This is a genomic window from Thalassotalea euphylliae (genome assembly GCF_003390335.1).
In the GTDB taxonomy this organism is placed as follows: Bacteria; Pseudomonadota; Gammaproteobacteria; order Enterobacterales; family Alteromonadaceae; genus Thalassotalea_F; species Thalassotalea_F euphylliae_B.
Window position 1 is genome coordinate 2464769 of record NZ_QUOU01000001.1, and the last position, 16520, is coordinate 2481288.

Genomic DNA, 16520 nt, shown 5'->3' on the forward strand with positions numbered 1-16520 from the left:
TATAAAAAATTAAATTATTAACTATATAAGTGCGAATATTGACTGCTAATCCGCAGACAAAAATCGCGCGCGAACGAAGTGGTCAACACTCGTGAAACGGCCCGCACCGATAAAGAACAGCGCCAACAGCATGATGAAATACGTAACGGCAAACTCAATACCGTTATTTAACACGACAATATTACCGTTTTCATATAACCAGTTTGTGTTGCCATTTTCATCGAGAATATCACGCATTTTGTTTAATCGAACTGACGTTTCCTCAGAGTTTTCTATACTCTGCTCAGCACTTTCAAAACCTAACCAAGAAACCATTTTTGCTGGGCTAGTGTCTGGGTTAGTTGGCGTAATCGCGAACCAGCCGTTGTCGGCGTGAACACTGGTCGCAGCAACCACCATAGTAAACATCAAGGGAATAGAAATAAGGCGTGTAAACAAACCAATAATTAATAACCAACCACCAAGAAACTCAGTCCAGGCCGCTAAGTTAGCAAGTAGTGCCGGGAATGGTAAACCCAAGCCCCATTCAGTATTACCAAACCAATTGACGATATTAGGATCAGCAGCCAACGAAGCGAGTCCACTGACATCTGGGTTACCTAACTGTAATTTTGAATAACCGGCAATAATGAATACAGGGGCAAGGTATAAACGGATTAACAGCGCCGGAATGCCATCGAGTTTACTGAGTTGTTGTATAAAACTTTGGTATAAAGAAGATAAGTTCATAAGTTCACTTTTGTTATGTTAGATCATATAGTTCGACTAGACCGTAGAAAACCCAAAATAATTCTTCTACGTAGTTGTAATACCAAACCGCATAATAATATGTTCAACTCAGAGCTATTTCAGCGGTTCAAGTACAAGAAAAATTTTTAACGATATAGTTGCTCTACATCTAGAGAATTTTACGCAGTAATTGGGCCGCTGAAAAGCTCCTGAAAGGCTTGGCTAAAACACTTTACTGCGGTGTTGCATGTTTTTGAAATAGAATAACTATGAAAGGCAAACATGCGCCTAGCATTAAAGTGTTTTATCTCAAGCTGAGTGAACATTTATTTATGCGGATTGGTATCTTGTTAACAGATAATTAATTTTACAAAATTTACTACTGCGGTTTTAATAAATTTACGTAGCATAACAGTCACGTAATATTCCCAATTCAATGTAATGGAAAATATGAATGAATAGTAACCCTAGCCTTATTAGACGATTTTTCTCAGGCACTTGGCGGGTCATCGATACCAGCCGCAAGCTCGTCATCAACCTAATATTTATTTTAGTGATCATTGCTATCATCGGCATTATTACCAGTGACGATACCCAAGTGAAGGTACCAGACGGTGCAGCGCTTGTCCTAAATTTAAGCGGTGACTTAGTCGAGCAAAAAGTTGCAGTAGACCCAATGGATGCGCTGTTTAACGAAGCGTTAGGGCAAAAGGAAGAACGCCCTGAGGTCTTGTTGAGCAATGTGCTCGACACCATCGCCGAAGCCAAAGCAGACGAGCGTATTAAAATAATCGTGCTAAAGCTAGATCAGCTATCGCGCGGCAGTTTGAGCAAGCTACAAGACATTGGCAAAGCATTAACAGACTTTAAAACTTCGGGTAAGCAAGTGATCGCACTTGGCGATGCTTATTCTCAAGGCCAATACTATCTCGCCAGCTACGCCGATGAAATTTGGTTAGACCCAAAAGGCTTTTTATTACTTGATGGCTTTGGCCGTTACCAAATGTACTACAAATCGGCATTAGAAAAGCTCGCTGTTAAGCCTCATATTTTTCGCGTAGGTACTTACAAATCAGCAGTAGAGCCATTTTTACGCGATGATATGTCTGAGGCTGCAAAAGCGGCAAATCAGTTATGGTTAAACGACTTGTGGCAAGCCTACAAAGAAGATGTTGCTGCGCAGCGCGGTTTTGAAACGGCCAATTTTGATGAAGATTTTAGTTCATTATTGACGAAATTCAATCAAGCTAACGGTAGTTATGCTGAATACGCGATGCAAAACCAATGGGTTGATGCCTTAAAAACTCGCGACGAGATGACCAGTGAATTAATCTCGCGTGTTGGTAAAAGTGACAACGGTGAATACTTCAACCATATCGGCTACAAGGCATACCTAAAAGCAACCAAGCCGCCCTTCCCACTTGAAGCCAATGGCGGTGATAAAGTTGCGGTCGTCGTTGCCAAAGGCACCATATTAAACGGTCACCAGCCTGCGGGTACCATTGGTGGTGATAGTACTGCCAAGCTGTTAAAACGTGCACGCTACGACAAACACATCAAAGCGGTTGTACTTCGTGTTGATAGCCCTGGCGGCAGCGCTTACGCCTCAGAAATTATTCGTCAGGAAGTTGAGCTACTCAAGCAGGCAGGTAAACCTGTGGTCGCTTCAATGGGCAGTGTCGCCGCTTCTGGTGGCTATTGGATTTCTGCGTCGGCAGATAAAATTGTCGCATCACCAACAACCATTACTGGCTCTATCGGTATTTTTGGTATGTTTATGACGCTCGAGAACACATTAGGTAATCTCGGTATTCACACTGACGGCGTTGGCACAACCGAATTTGCAGGTTTTGGCATCACAAGACCTTTGTCTGATGGCATGTCACAACTATTTCAGTTAAGCATCAACCGCGGCTACGATGACTTCATCTCACTGGTCGCTGATAGTCGAGCAATGACGAAACAGCAAGTGGACAAAGTCGCCCAAGGTCGTGTTTGGTCAGGTAGTAAAGCACTAGAGCTTGGCTTAGTTGACGAACTAGGCTCACTTGATAAAGCGGTTACCATTGCAGCTGAACTTGCTAAGCTCGAAGCTTACGAGCAAGTAGTGGTTGAAAAAGAGCTGAGCCCGCAAGATCTGTTCTGGCAAAACTTGATTGATAGTAGCGCACATGTTGCCGCTAAACTTGGTTTTGCGAATGGTTATACCTATCAATCACCTGCTCCTTTAGCTCATTTGGGACAAGCGCAGCAACTGGTTCAAACCATTGTTACAGAGCTCAAGCAACTAGAGCAATTTAACGACCCGCAAGGCATTTATTCATTTTGTTTGACTTGTGAGGTGAATTAATTCTTAATGCCCCGATTATTCGGGGCTTTTTTTACTTAACCTCAGGTTTAGATAAGAAATAGCGAATAAACAATAAATTTATACACTTAAATTTACCGTTACCTTCTATCGAGAAATTTTTTCTGAGATCAAGGCGGATTTGCGCATCAATAGCTGGCCTATTGCAAGTAAATTCAACGCTGATATCAGGAAAAATAGCCGCTAGAAGCGCATTAGTTATCCTGAGCTGAGGTTAATTGCCATGAAGCAAAAAATTTATGTTGCCTACACGGGCGGCACCATCGGTATGAAGCAAAGTGAACAAGGTTACATACCCGTCAAAGGTCACTTAACTGACGCCATCAATCGCACACCAGACTTTCACCGCACAGAAATGCCTGATTTTGTTATCAATGAGTACGAACCATTAATTGACTCGTCGAACATGACCCCCAACGATTGGCAACGTATTGCCGACGATATTTATCAGCACTACGATGAATTTGACGCCTTTGTTGTACTGCATGGCACAGATACGATGGCGTATACCGCTTCTGCCTTGTCCTTTATGTTTGAGCATTTGAGCAAACCGATTATCGTCACTGGCTCGCAGATCCCTTTTAGTCAGTTGCGCTCCGATGGGCAAGAAAACCTGCTTAACTCGCTGTTTATCGCCGCAAACTACCCCATCAATGAAGTCGGCTTGTATTTTAATAACAAGTTATTTCGCGGTAACCGCAGTATTAAAGCTTATGCCGATGGTTTTAATGCGTTTGACTCGCCCAATATGGAGCCGCTACTGGAAGCAGGGATCGACATCAAAGTCAAAGCCGGCCAGCTAGCAGTAACAGCGCAACGTGATAAGCAACTTGCAGCCAACAATAAACAATCGATAACACTTATCCCCATCACGCCGCAGCCTGTGGGGGTTGTGCACTTGTACCCCGGCATTAGTCACGAGCTCATTGCCAATGTGCTGCAACAGCCTGTAAAAGCCCTTATTTTACGTAGTTATGGTGTAGGTAACGCGCCACAAGACGAAAAACTGCTATCTTTGCTTCAACAAGCAACGGATGATGGAATATTGATCCTTAATTTAAGCCAATGTGTCAAAGGCAAAGTCAATATGGGCGGGTATGCGACTGGCTCTAGTTTGAGCCAATGCGGCTTGATTAGCGGCGCCGATATGACGCTCGAAGCAGCGTTGACTAAGCTACATTTTTTACTTAGCCAACAACTGCCATACGATGAATTGTGTGCGCTAATGCAATCAAACTTACGTGGCGAGCTATCACTTTCTTAGTGATAGCGCTTTTACTTGTAGTAGCTCAGTTCAAATTGCATTGTCTTACATTGTCAGCTTGCTAATGCTCTTGCTCACAAAAAATTGGCTGTAAACGTTCAATTAATGGCAAATCTTGCGCTGTCAGTTGTCCGTCCTGCAACCAAAGCCACAATTTCTCTTCTGTTGATTTCAGTTCGCCAGAGTTCATTTTTTGCTGCATCAACTTCACTTGTAGTTCTCGTCTAAGTGCTTGATCAGCCGCAGGGCTATCAATTCCGGCAATAATTTCCACAGTTACCGTTAGCGCTAATCGTTGCGAGGATTGCTTAGTGGCTAAATTGTCCATCACTTTGCGCTGATAGGTTTTACTTAATGCGTTAAAATCATTGAGCTGTTGGCAATTAGCTTTTTCAACGCTATCAGTCGCTATCGCAGTAAATAAGGCAAATAAACGTTGCCAGTCTTGCTTAGCGGAATTTGCTTTGGCCGATTGTCGAGCTTGCTCACACTTGGCCAAAAATTGTGTGACTAAATTTAGTGCACTTTTATTGATATGACTTTCTGTTTGCAACTCAGCTTTAAGTGCTAGAGCTTGGCTTTCCAGTTCACTGATTGTCGCGAGTGACGAATCAACACTAGCATTAGCATTTGAATCGGTTAATTCCATTAGACCTTGGCTAAGCGATTCCACACTCGCTTTAACCGATGCTAGCTGCTCCGCATTTTCTTGTTTGTGTTGTGATTGTAATTGTTGACGACGGCCAAAAATTTGATCGTTGACCGCTCTAAATTTTTGCCACAACAGGTTTTCTTTTTTCGCACCCGCATAGCCAATGGCTTTCCATTGTTGCTGTAATTGTTTAACCTTGCTAACTGCGTCAAACACTGTTTGCTCGTCAGCTAACTGAGTGACAAGCTGCTCAGCTTCCTTGATTAAGGCCCACTTGGCTTCTTCATTAGTATGGTGATAACCGTTAATAGCAGCGCGAATAGGTTTTATTAACGATTGATATTGCTGGCTGATCTTTTTGTGAGCTTTTCGATCAATATCACCCGCACTTCGCCACTGCTGGCTTAGCTTGTTAAACTTAGCTTCAAGACTTTTATAATCAATAGCTGCTTCAAGCTTGTTTGAAATTTGTGACGCTAACTGTTCAAACTCTTCAATCAAGACCTTACGCGTTGCTAAATGCGCGTCGCGAATTTTTTCCTGCTCGGCATAAAATAAGCGACAAGGCGCAAATGCCTGTTCACAAGCCAAGTTAAAAGCTTGATTTAGCTCGCGATCAATTTCTTCATCTGCATGGCCCAAGGTATTCCATGTTTTGCGATACCACTTTACTTTATTAGCTTGCTCTGTCGGGTTATCCATCGGCGATTGAGCTAACTTTTGTATCTCTTCAAGCAATTCCTTTTTACGCGGCGTGGCAATATAGTGCTCCCAATCACTTAACTCCGCCATTTTTTCAGACAACTGCTCAAAATCTCGGTGCACTTTGTGTTGCAGCTCAGCGGTTAATTCACTGTACGCACGCTTGTAGTTATTAAACACACCAAAAGCCGCATTGTATTTACCTGAGGCCAATAAGCGCTTTAAATCAGACGCTTTACGCTGCACATGTCGCACTAATTGCTCTTGCGCTTTTTCAAGCGGCCCCAGCGCTGACAACCATTTGTCTTTAATTTCTTTGTGTGCCGAAATAATTGAGGCCGGTAAGACACCATTGGCATTACGCGCGTTTTCACGCCAGTCGTGCAACCAAGCTCGAAAGGCAGCTTGCTTATCAGCTAATTCTTGCTGGACGTTAGGCGGCGTTTGTTGAGCGAAACGTGCAATTAACTGCGTAGCGTTAGCAACTGAAGCGGCAATGTCACTTACCTTGGCCAATTTATCGATTAAGTTTTCTGCCTTTGCAATCAAGGCTTGTTTTGATTGGTCGTTAAGCACGGAATCGCTTACTTGTGCACAAAAGTCTGTGAGTTTAGCTGCTAGACTTTGTTCATCTAACGCTTTGTTTTCAAAAATGGCTTCACTAATTGCCTGCTCAGTAGTTGTTAACGCTTGCTCAAATGCCTGTTGTTGCACTTTTTGCTGCTCTGCAACTTGCGCAGCTATTTGCGCTTGCTGATATTGTTCAGCTTTAGCGACAAACACTTTATCTAAGGTATCGATTATCGACGCGTATTTATCAACAAATGTTTGCGCGGTTTCATCGGTTAATAATTCAAACTGGGCACTTAACGTTTGCCATTCTTGCTCTAAGGTGGCGCGCTTAGCGATAACAGTTTCATAGTCGGCGACATCTTTTAACGCTAACAGTTTTGAGAGGGTTAACTGCGCATCTTTGGCGATTTTTTTGGGTAATTCCTGGGCGGTTGTCAACGCAGCAATTTTTTCTTCAACCACTGCTTTGGCTGACTCTACGTTAACTTTTTTGGCAAGTTTCTCTAACGCTTCTAGCTCGTTTGTACGCTCAATAATGAACTGCCAAACCTCTGCTTGCGCTTTTTGCTGGGCGACGTTAACTTGCAAGTGAGGTTTTTCAAGCTTTTCGAGTATGGCAATGATCAACTGAGTATCGCTGGTTTGATTCAGCACCTGCTCAGCCATTGCTTTGTTTAATGACACAGCTTTTTCGATGCGCTGATTTGTCGTTAGCTGCTCGTTGTCACCTGCGATAGCTTCGACTATTTTTTGCTCAGCCACGCGGCGAATTGACGCGGTATTGTCTTTCGCTAAAGCTTGCTGCCACGCGTCGAAGTCATCAAGCTTTAGCAGGGCTGCACGGCGCACTAATGCACTTTCGTCAGTTGCTGCCAGCTGGTGGATAATTTGTAGCGCCTCAGTGTCGCTTAATGATAATTCTTGCTCAATACAACTGACCCGAACATTCGGATCTTGGTGTTGCCAATTTGCTTTTGATGCAAATAATTTTTTGAAGATCATAGATCGGTAAACCTAGCAATATTATTTTGATTATCGTGCTCAATGTCAGTTTGCTCTGCACGTGCGCTTAATTCCGCTTTAAGTTCGCGTTTACTCTTATTCACTATCTCACCGTCTTCACCAACTGTCAGCATCTCCTTGGATTTAAGGCGTCTTGCTTGGTATGCCATGACAATTTGCATCGCGGTATCGCGTTGCGCTTGCTCAACCTCTGTACCTTCTGGCCATTTACCCGTTTCGGCAGCGCTCTTAAAACGTTCGAACATTTCCTCAGAGAGGTTATCTACAACTTGAATGATATCCATTTATTTTAATTTTCTTTTTACTAATAAAATTCTAACGCGAGTAACGATGTACAGAATAAAACCGATCACTGTACTGGTCATCGCCGAAATGTATTGCCAACTGCCCGGCTGTGCGTTTTGCCAGAAAAGGAATAAAAAGCCACCACAAAATAACAACATGGCAATAAAAGAATGTGTCATTAATGATTGTTGTTGCTTTATTTTCTTCTCGCGCTCAAAACTGGCGAGCTTGTCTGGGTCAACACCTTTTAGCGGTATGCCACAATGGCTACAAGCTTCACTTTTATCGGATATTTTCTTACTGCAAGACGGGCAATTAATAACAGCCATATAGCTTCCTGATTTTCTAAACTACTCTGTATTTTAACCAAAAAAAACGCCCTTGCGGGCGTTTTTTCACGGTTTATTTATTATTTTTTATCACGCCAAATATCGGCGTTTTTGATCCCCAATGCATCCGGGTCGAAGCTGTACTCCTCAACGCCCTCGCGCTGTTGTCGCTCGTAATCTTTTAGCGCTTTAATTGCTGGTTTAGCCATAAAGAATATCACTAAAATACCAATAATGTTTAACCACGCCATTAAGCCAACGCCAACGTCACCTAAGCCCCATGCAATATCTGCTGCTTTTACCGTGCCGTAGAAAGTGGCCACCATAATGGCAACTTTTAGCAAGAAGGTTAACGCTGGGATTTTAAAGGTACGCTTGATGTAAGCAACGTTGTTTTCCGCAATAAAGTAGTAAGCCAAAATCGTGGTAAACGCAAAGAAGAACAGCGCCAGTGCAATAAATGGCTTACCAATACCCGGTAACATACCTTCTACAGCAATTTGAGTGAACGCCGGGCTATTGGCGGCGATGTCTGCTGCGACATTTTGAATGATAAAGGTATCACCTGCGCCATGTACATTGTAGGCGCCTGTGATCAAAATCATAAAGGCAGTTGCAGAGCATACGAATAAAGTGTCGATATATACCGAGAAGGCTTGCACTAAACCCTGCTGAGCAGGATGCTTAACCTCGGCAGCGGCAGCGGCATGAGGGCCTGTGCCTTGGCCGGCTTCATTGGAATAAACACCACGTTTTACACCCCAACCAATCGCCGCACCAATACCCGCCATTGGCGAGAAGGCATCATTAACAATCATCATAAAGATGCCTGGCAATTTATCTATGTTGAGCGCAATCATCACACACGCAATGATGATGTAGGCTAACGCCATAAACGGCACGACTACTTGGGTAAAGTTAGCAATACGCTTAACGCCACCGAAAATGATAAAGCCCAGCAGTAATACAATACCTACTGCGGTGTAAACTTTAGTAATTGACAGCGGTCCAAACGCGGTATCAACAATATGCCCTTGGCCAAACACCATAGTGACGGCTTCGCCAATACTGTTTGACTGCACAGTTGGCAGCAATACGCCACAAGCGAGAATCGTAGCGATAGCGAAAATCCACGCGTACCACTTTTGTCCCATCGCCTTTTCAATGTAATAAGCTGGGCCACCGCGATACAAACCGTCGTGTTCTTCTTTGTAGATCTGCGCATTGGTCGATTCGATATAAGCGGTAGCAGCGCCGAAAAAGGCAACGACCCACATCCAAAAAACAGCACCTGGGCCACCAAAGCCAATAGCGGCAGCAACACCTGCGATATTACCAGTGCCCACTCGGCCCGATAACGACACGGCTAAGGCTTGGAAAGACGAAATACCTTGCTCTGAGCTTTTGCCTGACAACAGCAGACGCCACATTTCACGAAAGTGACGAATTTGAACAAAGCGAGTGATGACTGAGAAAAACAACCCTGCCCCTAAACACAAATAAATAAGCGCAGGGCTCCATATCACGCTATTGAGCGTATTGACTAGTTCTAACACTAATTAACTCCAATTTTGTTATTGTTGTTCTTGTTTATGTTGTTTTATTTTTTTGCAAATAAATAGGTTACGACCAATAATGCCACATTATGACAAGTCGCAACCTATCTTTACCGCCGTTAGCAGTGACTATCGTAAATCGTCGACAACATGGTAGATGGCCGTTAACACATCTCGACCAAAAATACTGCTGCGCTCACCTGACCAACCTACGCTGTAATCAGGCAACAAGGCATTGTCTTTAAATGGCATTTCAATGGTATACGCCAAACATTTAAAGGTTTCACCAACCCAGTTGCTGCCCACAGTTAAGTTCGCTTGGCCCGGCTCGTCTTTGTCGTAGCCTTTCTCATCTTGAAATTCTGGCGTAATTGCCAGCAAGACTTCTTTAAACTTGTCTTCTAATGCTTTGTGACGGGCATCGTATGACGGGATACCTTCACTGCCAGCGACAAAGTTATAAGGTAGCGCTTCATCACCGTGAATATCAAGGTGCATATCAACACCCGTTGCTTTCATTTTTTCGGTGACAAGATAAACTTCTGGGCTGCGCTCCATTGATGGTGTTTGCCATTCGCGATTCAAATTCACACCAATAGCGTTTGTTCTTAAATGACCACGCACACTGCCATCTGGGTTCATATTCGGCACGATGTAAAATACAGCTTTATTGAGCAGTGCTCGCGCGACCCCATCGTCTTCGTCGAGCAAGCGGTCGATAAAGCCTTCAACAAACCATTCCGCCATGGTTTCACCGGGATGTTGGCGCGCGGTGATCCACACGTTTTTCTTGTCTGCACCCTCTTCACCAATTTTGAGTAGAGACATATCGCGACCATCAAGTGTTTGACCAAGAATTTGCAATTCACAGTCAATATCGAGCTGCGCTTGGTGCAGCAAGTCTTGGTGACGTTCATAACTGTAGGGTTGGAAATAAGCAAAATACACAGAGTCAAACTCTGGCATAAACGTAATTTTCAGCTCTTGGCCGTCAAATTCGGTCGGCACGCGGAACCAGTGCTCGCGATCGTAAGAGGCCACCGCTTGGTAATCTTGCCAACCTTCCACGTAGGCTGACTGGCCAGCGTTGACTATGCGAATGTGATGTTCAACACGCTCATTGTTATGTAATTTGAAATGGAACCACTGGAAGAACTCTGAGCCATTATCTTTGTTAATGGCTAGTTGAATATCGCTTGGATCATTAGCTGCTAATACTTGAATATTGCCGCTGTCGAAGTTAGAAGAAATCTGCATAACGTTTGTTTAATTACTCTGACATGAAGCTGCTAGTGTACACAAAGCCTTATGTGATCAGAAGTTTTAATAAAAACCTGATGCAGGAATACTGTCAGCGACAAGTTACAGCGTACTTTTTAACATCCATTTACCCTTACCCATACGCGTGTCAGACACATAAAAAATTGCGGTGAGGTGCCTTGTTCAAGTGAAAGAGAATGCACGCGCTTCGATTGCATCTCATGACTTGCGAGGCTATCTTAGCACTAGAAACGACATGGTTTACTTAGCACATTATTTTAACAACAAAAGCATAACAAGGATCTAAACATGAAGCTCTTTACCTTTCCCCCCGCTCCAAACCCTCTGCGCGTTAGCTACTTTTTAAAATATAAAGGGCTAGAGATTGAGACTGAAATTATCGATTTAAAAGAAAAACAGCAGTTTAACGACGAATACTTGGCGATAAATCCCAATGCCACAGTGCCAGCATTGTTGCTAGACGATAACACGCTACTAACAGACAGTATCGCTATTTGTACTTACTTAGAGCGTAAACACCCAGAAAAACCTTTGTTTGGGCAAAATGATGAAGAATATGCGCACGTTATTGGCTGGTGCCACAAACTCTACGTCGAGGGGTTCAGTGCAGTCGCAGAGGTGTTGCGCAATGGCAGTGAGTTTTTTGCTGATCGCGCCCTACCTGGCTTAACGCCAATCAAGCAATTACCAGCGTTAGTAGAGCGTGGACAAACCCGTATTGGGGTATTCTGGACAATGCTTGATAACCACCTAAGCGCTCGCGAATTTGTCGCGGCAAGTAGTTTTAGCCAAGCAGATATTGATGCATACGCAATTTGTCAGTTTGCTAGCTGGGTAAAAGCTAGCATTCCGCCAGAATGTGAAAACTTACGACGCTGGTATCAACAAGTTGCTGCTATTCTTGACTAACCCCTCGCTTGCCTACCGCTTGGCAAAAGCGAGTACTATGACGAGTTGCGTTGTCATACACGATACGCATTTGTAGCGATTGAAGAGTCATCAGCGAGCACTTTGCTAGCGGATGATTCTTCTTTGATTAGCATCTTTACTCGTAAGTTTTGCCACTATTGTGCTAACGCTTATGTTCAATTCAGACAAACAACAAGTAAACCGCCAATCCACATTGCCAATTAGCATCGCAATTAATTACCAACATCAAGATTACGATCAGCGGAGCTAAGCTCATTGAAATCCCCGTCATCGACCAAGAGCAAAGTATCAAAAACATTTGCTGTTTTATAGCCAAGGTTCTTATCACCATTGACGGGGGAGATTTTAGTTGAGCCGATAAAATGCTCTCGCGTTTCACTACCGTCGTTATCACAATAAGCCAACATAAAACCGAGCTGTTTACCCTTGTAGTTCTTCACGCGATAAGTTTTTGATGCTGCCAGCTTGCCTTGAATACTCATTGGGTGCACGTACTCTTGGCTAAATAGTTTTACGGCTAGCTCCCAATAAATCGGAAAGCCAGCCTCGCTGCTGCGCCGCCAAACACTATCAATATGATCATTAAATAGCATGGGAACAGCGATATTGTCGGTTTTGTCTTTTTGGGGCATTAGTTGAGGCATTGGTTTAGGTGCTAAATCAACCACTTGGTTATCGAGTGCAATGTGGTAGGCAAACGCATTAAAATTAGCTAAGTGATCTCCTTTGGAATTATCCTCATCAACAAACACTTCCAAACAATCATCATCCCAGTAACGCACAAGTGGATTAGGATTTGTATCATAAAGTACATCGTCATAGAGCTTGACTAACACATAAAGTAAATCTTCATTCCAGAGCAATTTGTAATGGGCTGAAAAATCTTCCGGTGTTGGGTATTCTCCGAGAATATGCTGATCCATGTTAAGCCAATTTGCCTGCTGCCAACTTTGCTCTGATGGTATGCCATCTATTGTTATCACAGATAACGCTTTATTCACGGTTATTACACTTTGCGCACTCACTAATTGACAGCTAAGTAAGCTCAATATTCCGAATAACAAACCTGTGAGTTTTTTCGCTTTTATACAATGACGAATAGACAACATATGCATCAAATATTGGCAACGCATTTTTTGTACCTCCTTCGATAATGTTTTGTCTGTTTTCACCTTTACTCTTTGATATCAGCATAGCTGCACTTTTATCGATTAATATTTTTACAATGTGGGATTTCACAACACGCATACTAGACCTTGGTACTTGTAACGCTAAACCGTAAGCTCTATGCGCAAAATAATGGCGTCACAATCACGAGTGAAACCTTTAACCTTATACACTTAGCCTATTTTAGACTTTTCGAGTTGATCAAATTTGGTTTATGAACTAAATTAATGTAAGCGCTTTCAATCTCAAGAAAACCTTTCTTTTTTGAGTTTTTTTACGCCTAGATGTAAGCGCTTACAGCAATTCATTGACCATAATAATATAAAAAATAGAAATCGAGGGGATTCAAATGGCATATAAAAAGTTCAATAAGTCAAAGCTGGCGTCAAGCTTGTCTTTGATCTTAGGTGCTTCTATGGTCACTCCCGCTCTAGCTGCCGAAAGTGAAAGTACTGAAAACGTTGAAGTTATTGAAGTACGCGGTATTCGTAGTTCGCTTGTGAAAGCGATGGATATTAAACGCAGCAGTAAAGGCGTAGTAGAAGCAATTAACGCAGAAGATATCGGTAAGTTTCCAGATTCAAACTTAGCGGAGTCGCTGCAACGTATTTCTGGGGTAGCAATTGACCGTGACAACGGCGAAGGTAGTCGTGTTTCTGTGCGTGGTTTTGGCCCTGACCGCAACTTGGTTTTGCTTAACGGCCGCCAAATGCCTACATCAACCGGTGATCGATCATTCGACTTTGCCAATATTGCCTCGGAAATGATCTCAGGCGTTGAAGTGTACAAAACAAGTGATGCAACGATTGCAACTGGCGGTATTGGCGCAACAATCAATGTGCAAACACTTCGCCCGTTAAACAACCCCGGTCGTACCGCAACCATCAGTGGTAAGTTGCTAGACGACACGTCGGCAGAAGATGGTGATATTACCCCTGAATTGTCGGGCATGTACTCTGAAACCTTTGCTGACGATACTTTTGGTATTTCAATCGCAGGTAGCTACTCAGAGCGGGAAAGTGGGAACCAACGGGCCGAAGTCGGCACAGGTTGGCGTACCTTCCCTGCTCGCATCAATCAAGCATTTCCCGATCCAAATGCTGCTTGGGGCGGGGTTCCATATGAAAATCAAATTAATCGCCCTGATCCTAACTCAAATGATGTTTATTCGGTTCCGCAAACGACTATTTATCGTTTTGAAGAACAACAACGTGAACGCATCAATGGTCAGCTAGTACTGCAATATGCGCCTACCGATAATTTCACGGCGACATTAGATGTCACGCATATGAGCAATGAAATTGATGTTCAGTTTAACGATATTTCTGCGTGGTACACGTTTGCGCCATCTGAAAATGTGTGGACAGATGGCCCTGCAGCAGCCCCGTTGTTTTATAGTGAGGATTACGAAGCGAACGGCATTGGTAATCAAGATTTATCGATGGCGGTTTCAAACTCTGGAACAAAAGCGGAATCGACGTCTATTGGTCTGAATTTCAAGTGGCAAGTGAATGAAAACTTAACACTAGAGCTTGATCATCACTCTTCTGATGCCGAAGAAACGCCTAACAGCCCATATGGCAGTTCTAACTCACTTTCTACCGCAGGTTTTGTTCGCCGTGCAGCAGCAACTGACTTTACTGGTGACCTACCGATTTTGGCAGTGCGCGGTTCTCGTGGTGTGACCAAGGCCGATATGCTAGTAACCGGTTCCTTCTTTAGAAATGAAGATAACCGTGCTGAAATCGATCAAACGCAGCTTAAAGGTACATATGAATTAGACGAGTACGGCAGCATCGACTTTGGTGTCAGCCTGATTAAGGCAGAAAAACACAACCGCGCCGTGCAAGTGCAACGCAATGATTGGGGCGGCGTTGGTGCAGCTGGCGACCTAACGAATATTGCTGGTGATATTACCGGTGTGCAAGATAAGTTTGATGACGTTAGTGGTGGTAACTTTGAAGATCACCCAGACGGCCCTGATGGTTTCGAAATTGTGGATAGCATTATCAATTGGGATTTCGAAGCACTACGTGCATTTGCGGCTACCAATTACACACCCGCTGAACTAAGCGGTATTATTGGCGATTGTGGCAACTTGTTCTGTGCATCAACTGACTATTCCGCAGACACGGATCGCTTTGTTGAAGAAGAAATCGTTTCTTACTATGTACAATGGAGTTACGAAAATGAAATTGGCGATATGCCATATGATCTTCATATCGGTTTACGCTATGAAGAAACAGAAATTGATTCAACGTCAGTCGTGCCTGATTACACAGGAGCAATTGCACGATGGGAGGGAGACACTGAGATAGTATTCGAAGATCAAGGCGTTCGCTCAGCATTTTCTAAGTCGGGCAAATACGATCACTTGTTACCTAACATTAATTTCAACCTTGAAATAACTGACGATATTAAAGTCCGCGCGGCTTACAGTGAAACGATTGGTCGCGCTGGCTACGAAGATTTACAAGGTGGCACGACGGTTGGAACTCAGTTTAACCGCGGCGGTGCATCGGGTAATTCAGGGAATCCAGATTTAGAGCCTTTAGAATCAACTAACTACGATTTGTCTTTCGAGTGGTACTACAGCGAGAGCAGCTACGCTGCAATTGGTTGGTTCAAAAAAGATGTTACCAATTGGATAGACAAAACCTCAATCAGGCAGGAGCTATTTAGTATTCGCAATCCAGTCAATGGCCCCAAATATAATGCTGCATTAGCCGCTGTTGGCGGTGATGCGGGTCAACAACGTCAATGGATCTTTGACAACTTTGGCGATCGTCCCGAAGTATTTATGGAAGACGGTAAGATTATCATTGAAGGGGTAGCTGAAGATAATTTACTGGAATTTTTGGTCACCATTCCAGACAACTCCGATATCGAAAACAAATTTGATGGTTTTGAGTTTGCACTACAACACGTATTTGGCGATTCCGGATTCGGTTTCTTCGCCAACTACACACTCGTTGACGCTGGTGACGACTTTAATAACCAAGTTATTGCCGCCACCGAAGTATACGACAACGAAGCGATTATCGGCGACACCAACGACGACGTGCAAACGGGCATTTCAGACACTGCTAACTTCGTGCTGTTCTATGAAAACCACGGAATTTCAGCGCGTCTTGCCTACAATTGGCGTGACGATTACCTAGAGAAAGTCGGTGACGATACGGGCGCAAACCCAACCTTTGTTGAAGCGTATGATCAATTAGATTTTAACATTAGCTACGACACTCCATGGGTTGAAGGGTTATCGATATTCTTCGAAGGTATTAACATTACTGACGAATATCGCCGTAAACATGGTCGTAACTCACACCAAGTGCTAAACGTTACCCAGCAAGGTGCACGTTATAGCTTAGGTGTTCGTTACAACTTCTAATGTTGATGACTAACCAGTAACCCCTAAGTTGTAAGCCGCGTGAATGCTCTCTCCTGTTCACGTGGCTTTATTTTTATTAAACGCTTTATTTTTAAACATAGAGAAAATGATTAACAGTAAGGCATTTAGCAAAAATATCGCACACGCTGAACGTACACTTGCTCCAAATACTTTAGTTTTGGCTAAGCAACGGCTAAGTTAAATGATATAGGTTAAACCCTGTAAATCTTAGATAAGCAACAGATAAAACAGCAAACCGATAATTCGTTC

Annotated in this window: 11 protein-coding genes; 4 read left to right on the forward strand and 7 right to left on the reverse strand. The window is 43.4% G+C overall.

Annotation, left to right across the window (positions count from 1 at the left end; genetic code table 11):
- Positions 1-45: 45 nt before the first annotated feature.
- On the reverse strand, positions 46-729 hold the full coding sequence (locus DXX93_RS10900; protein WP_116008118.1) for an HvfX family Cu-binding RiPP maturation protein: 684 nt from the start codon (positions 727-729) through the stop codon (positions 46-48).
- Between the two features lie 454 nt (positions 730-1183).
- Between DXX93_RS10900 and sppA the strand changes: the two genes are divergently transcribed.
- Together sppA and ansA are read left to right on the forward strand one after the other, a co-directional pair.
- The gene (gene sppA / locus DXX93_RS10905) at positions 1184-3079 is read left to right on the forward strand and encodes a signal peptide peptidase SppA (RefSeq protein ID WP_116008119.1); all 1896 of its coding nucleotides are present in this window, start codon (positions 1184-1186) and stop codon (positions 3077-3079) included.
- 241 nt (positions 3080-3320) lie between these two features.
- Positions 3321-4361: an asparaginase gene (gene ansA, locus DXX93_RS10910; protein ID WP_116008120.1), complete on the forward strand. Its 1041-nt coding sequence runs from the start codon at positions 3321-3323 to the stop codon at positions 4359-4361.
- A 61-nt stretch (positions 4362-4422) separates the two neighbouring features.
- Here the strand turns inward: ansA and DXX93_RS10915 are convergent, their stop codons facing one another.
- From DXX93_RS10915 to DXX93_RS10935, 5 genes are all read right to left on the reverse strand, one after another.
- Entirely contained in the window at positions 4423-7290 is a 2868-nt protein-coding gene (locus DXX93_RS10915) for a DUF349 domain-containing protein (RefSeq protein ID WP_116008121.1), read from the reverse strand.
- Positions 7287-7595 carry a YeaC family protein gene (locus DXX93_RS10920; protein ID WP_116008122.1) on the reverse strand — a complete coding sequence of 103 codons (309 nt, stop codon included), beginning with the start codon at positions 7593-7595 and terminating at the stop codon, positions 7287-7289. Before DXX93_RS10920 ends, DXX93_RS10915 begins: the two co-directional genes overlap by 4 nt.
- Positions 7596-7925 (reverse strand): zinc ribbon domain-containing protein, encoded by a 330-nt coding sequence (locus DXX93_RS10925; protein ID WP_116008123.1) that lies wholly within the window; start codon positions 7923-7925, stop codon positions 7596-7598. It abuts the gene before it with no gap.
- 80 nt (positions 7926-8005) lie between these two features.
- Positions 8006-9481, reverse strand: coding sequence for an alanine/glycine:cation symporter family protein (locus DXX93_RS10930; RefSeq protein WP_116008124.1), 1476 nt, complete (start codon positions 9479-9481; stop codon positions 8006-8008).
- A 129-nt stretch (positions 9482-9610) separates the two neighbouring features.
- Positions 9611-10738, reverse strand: coding sequence for a M14 family metallopeptidase (locus tag DXX93_RS10935; RefSeq protein ID WP_116008125.1), 1128 nt, complete (start codon positions 10736-10738; stop codon positions 9611-9613).
- Between the two features lie 312 nt (positions 10739-11050).
- Here DXX93_RS10935 and DXX93_RS10940 point away from each other — a divergent pair, with 312 nt between their 5' ends.
- The gene (locus tag DXX93_RS10940; RefSeq protein WP_116008126.1) at positions 11051-11671 is read left to right on the forward strand and encodes a glutathione S-transferase family protein; all 621 of its coding nucleotides are present in this window, start codon (positions 11051-11053) and stop codon (positions 11669-11671) included.
- A gap of 233 nt (positions 11672-11904) precedes the next feature.
- Here DXX93_RS10940 and DXX93_RS10945 read toward each other — a convergent pair whose 3' ends face one another.
- Positions 11905-12864, reverse strand: a complete 960-nt coding sequence (locus DXX93_RS10945) for a CBM9 family sugar-binding protein (protein ID WP_258872651.1) — start codon at positions 12862-12864, stop codon at positions 11905-11907.
- A gap of 344 nt (positions 12865-13208) precedes the next feature.
- On the opposite strand from DXX93_RS10945, the gene DXX93_RS10950 reads away from it, so the two are divergent.
- Positions 13209-16250 (forward strand): TonB-dependent receptor, encoded by a 3042-nt coding sequence (locus tag DXX93_RS10950; RefSeq protein WP_116008128.1) that lies wholly within the window; start codon positions 13209-13211, stop codon positions 16248-16250.
- Positions 16251-16520: the final 270 nt, after the last annotated feature.

Excerpts from the sequence above, each read along its gene's own strand:
- DXX93_RS10900 (WP_116008118.1), bottom strand. The coding sequence starts at position 729 with ATGAACTTATCTTCTTTATACCAAAGTTTTATACAACAACTCAGTAAA.
- sppA (WP_116008119.1), top strand. The coding sequence starts at position 1,184 with ATGAATAGTAACCCTAGCCTTATTAGACGATTTTTCTCAGGCACTTGG.
- ansA (WP_116008120.1), top strand. The coding sequence starts at position 3,321 with ATGAAGCAAAAAATTTATGTTGCCTACACGGGCGGCACCATCGGTATG.
- DXX93_RS10915 (WP_116008121.1), bottom strand. The coding sequence starts at position 7,290 with ATGATCTTCAAAAAATTATTTGCATCAAAAGCAAATTGGCAACACCAA.
- DXX93_RS10920 (WP_116008122.1), bottom strand. The coding sequence starts at position 7,595 with ATGGATATCATTCAAGTTGTAGATAACCTCTCTGAGGAAATGTTCGAA.
- DXX93_RS10925 (WP_116008123.1), bottom strand. The coding sequence starts at position 7,925 with ATGGCTGTTATTAATTGCCCGTCTTGCAGTAAGAAAATATCCGATAAA.
- DXX93_RS10935 (WP_116008125.1), bottom strand. The coding sequence starts at position 10,738 with ATGCAGATTTCTTCTAACTTCGACAGCGGCAATATTCAAGTATTAGCA.
- DXX93_RS10940 (WP_116008126.1), top strand. The coding sequence starts at position 11,051 with ATGAAGCTCTTTACCTTTCCCCCCGCTCCAAACCCTCTGCGCGTTAGC.
- DXX93_RS10950 (WP_116008128.1), top strand. The coding sequence starts at position 13,209 with ATGGCATATAAAAAGTTCAATAAGTCAAAGCTGGCGTCAAGCTTGTCT.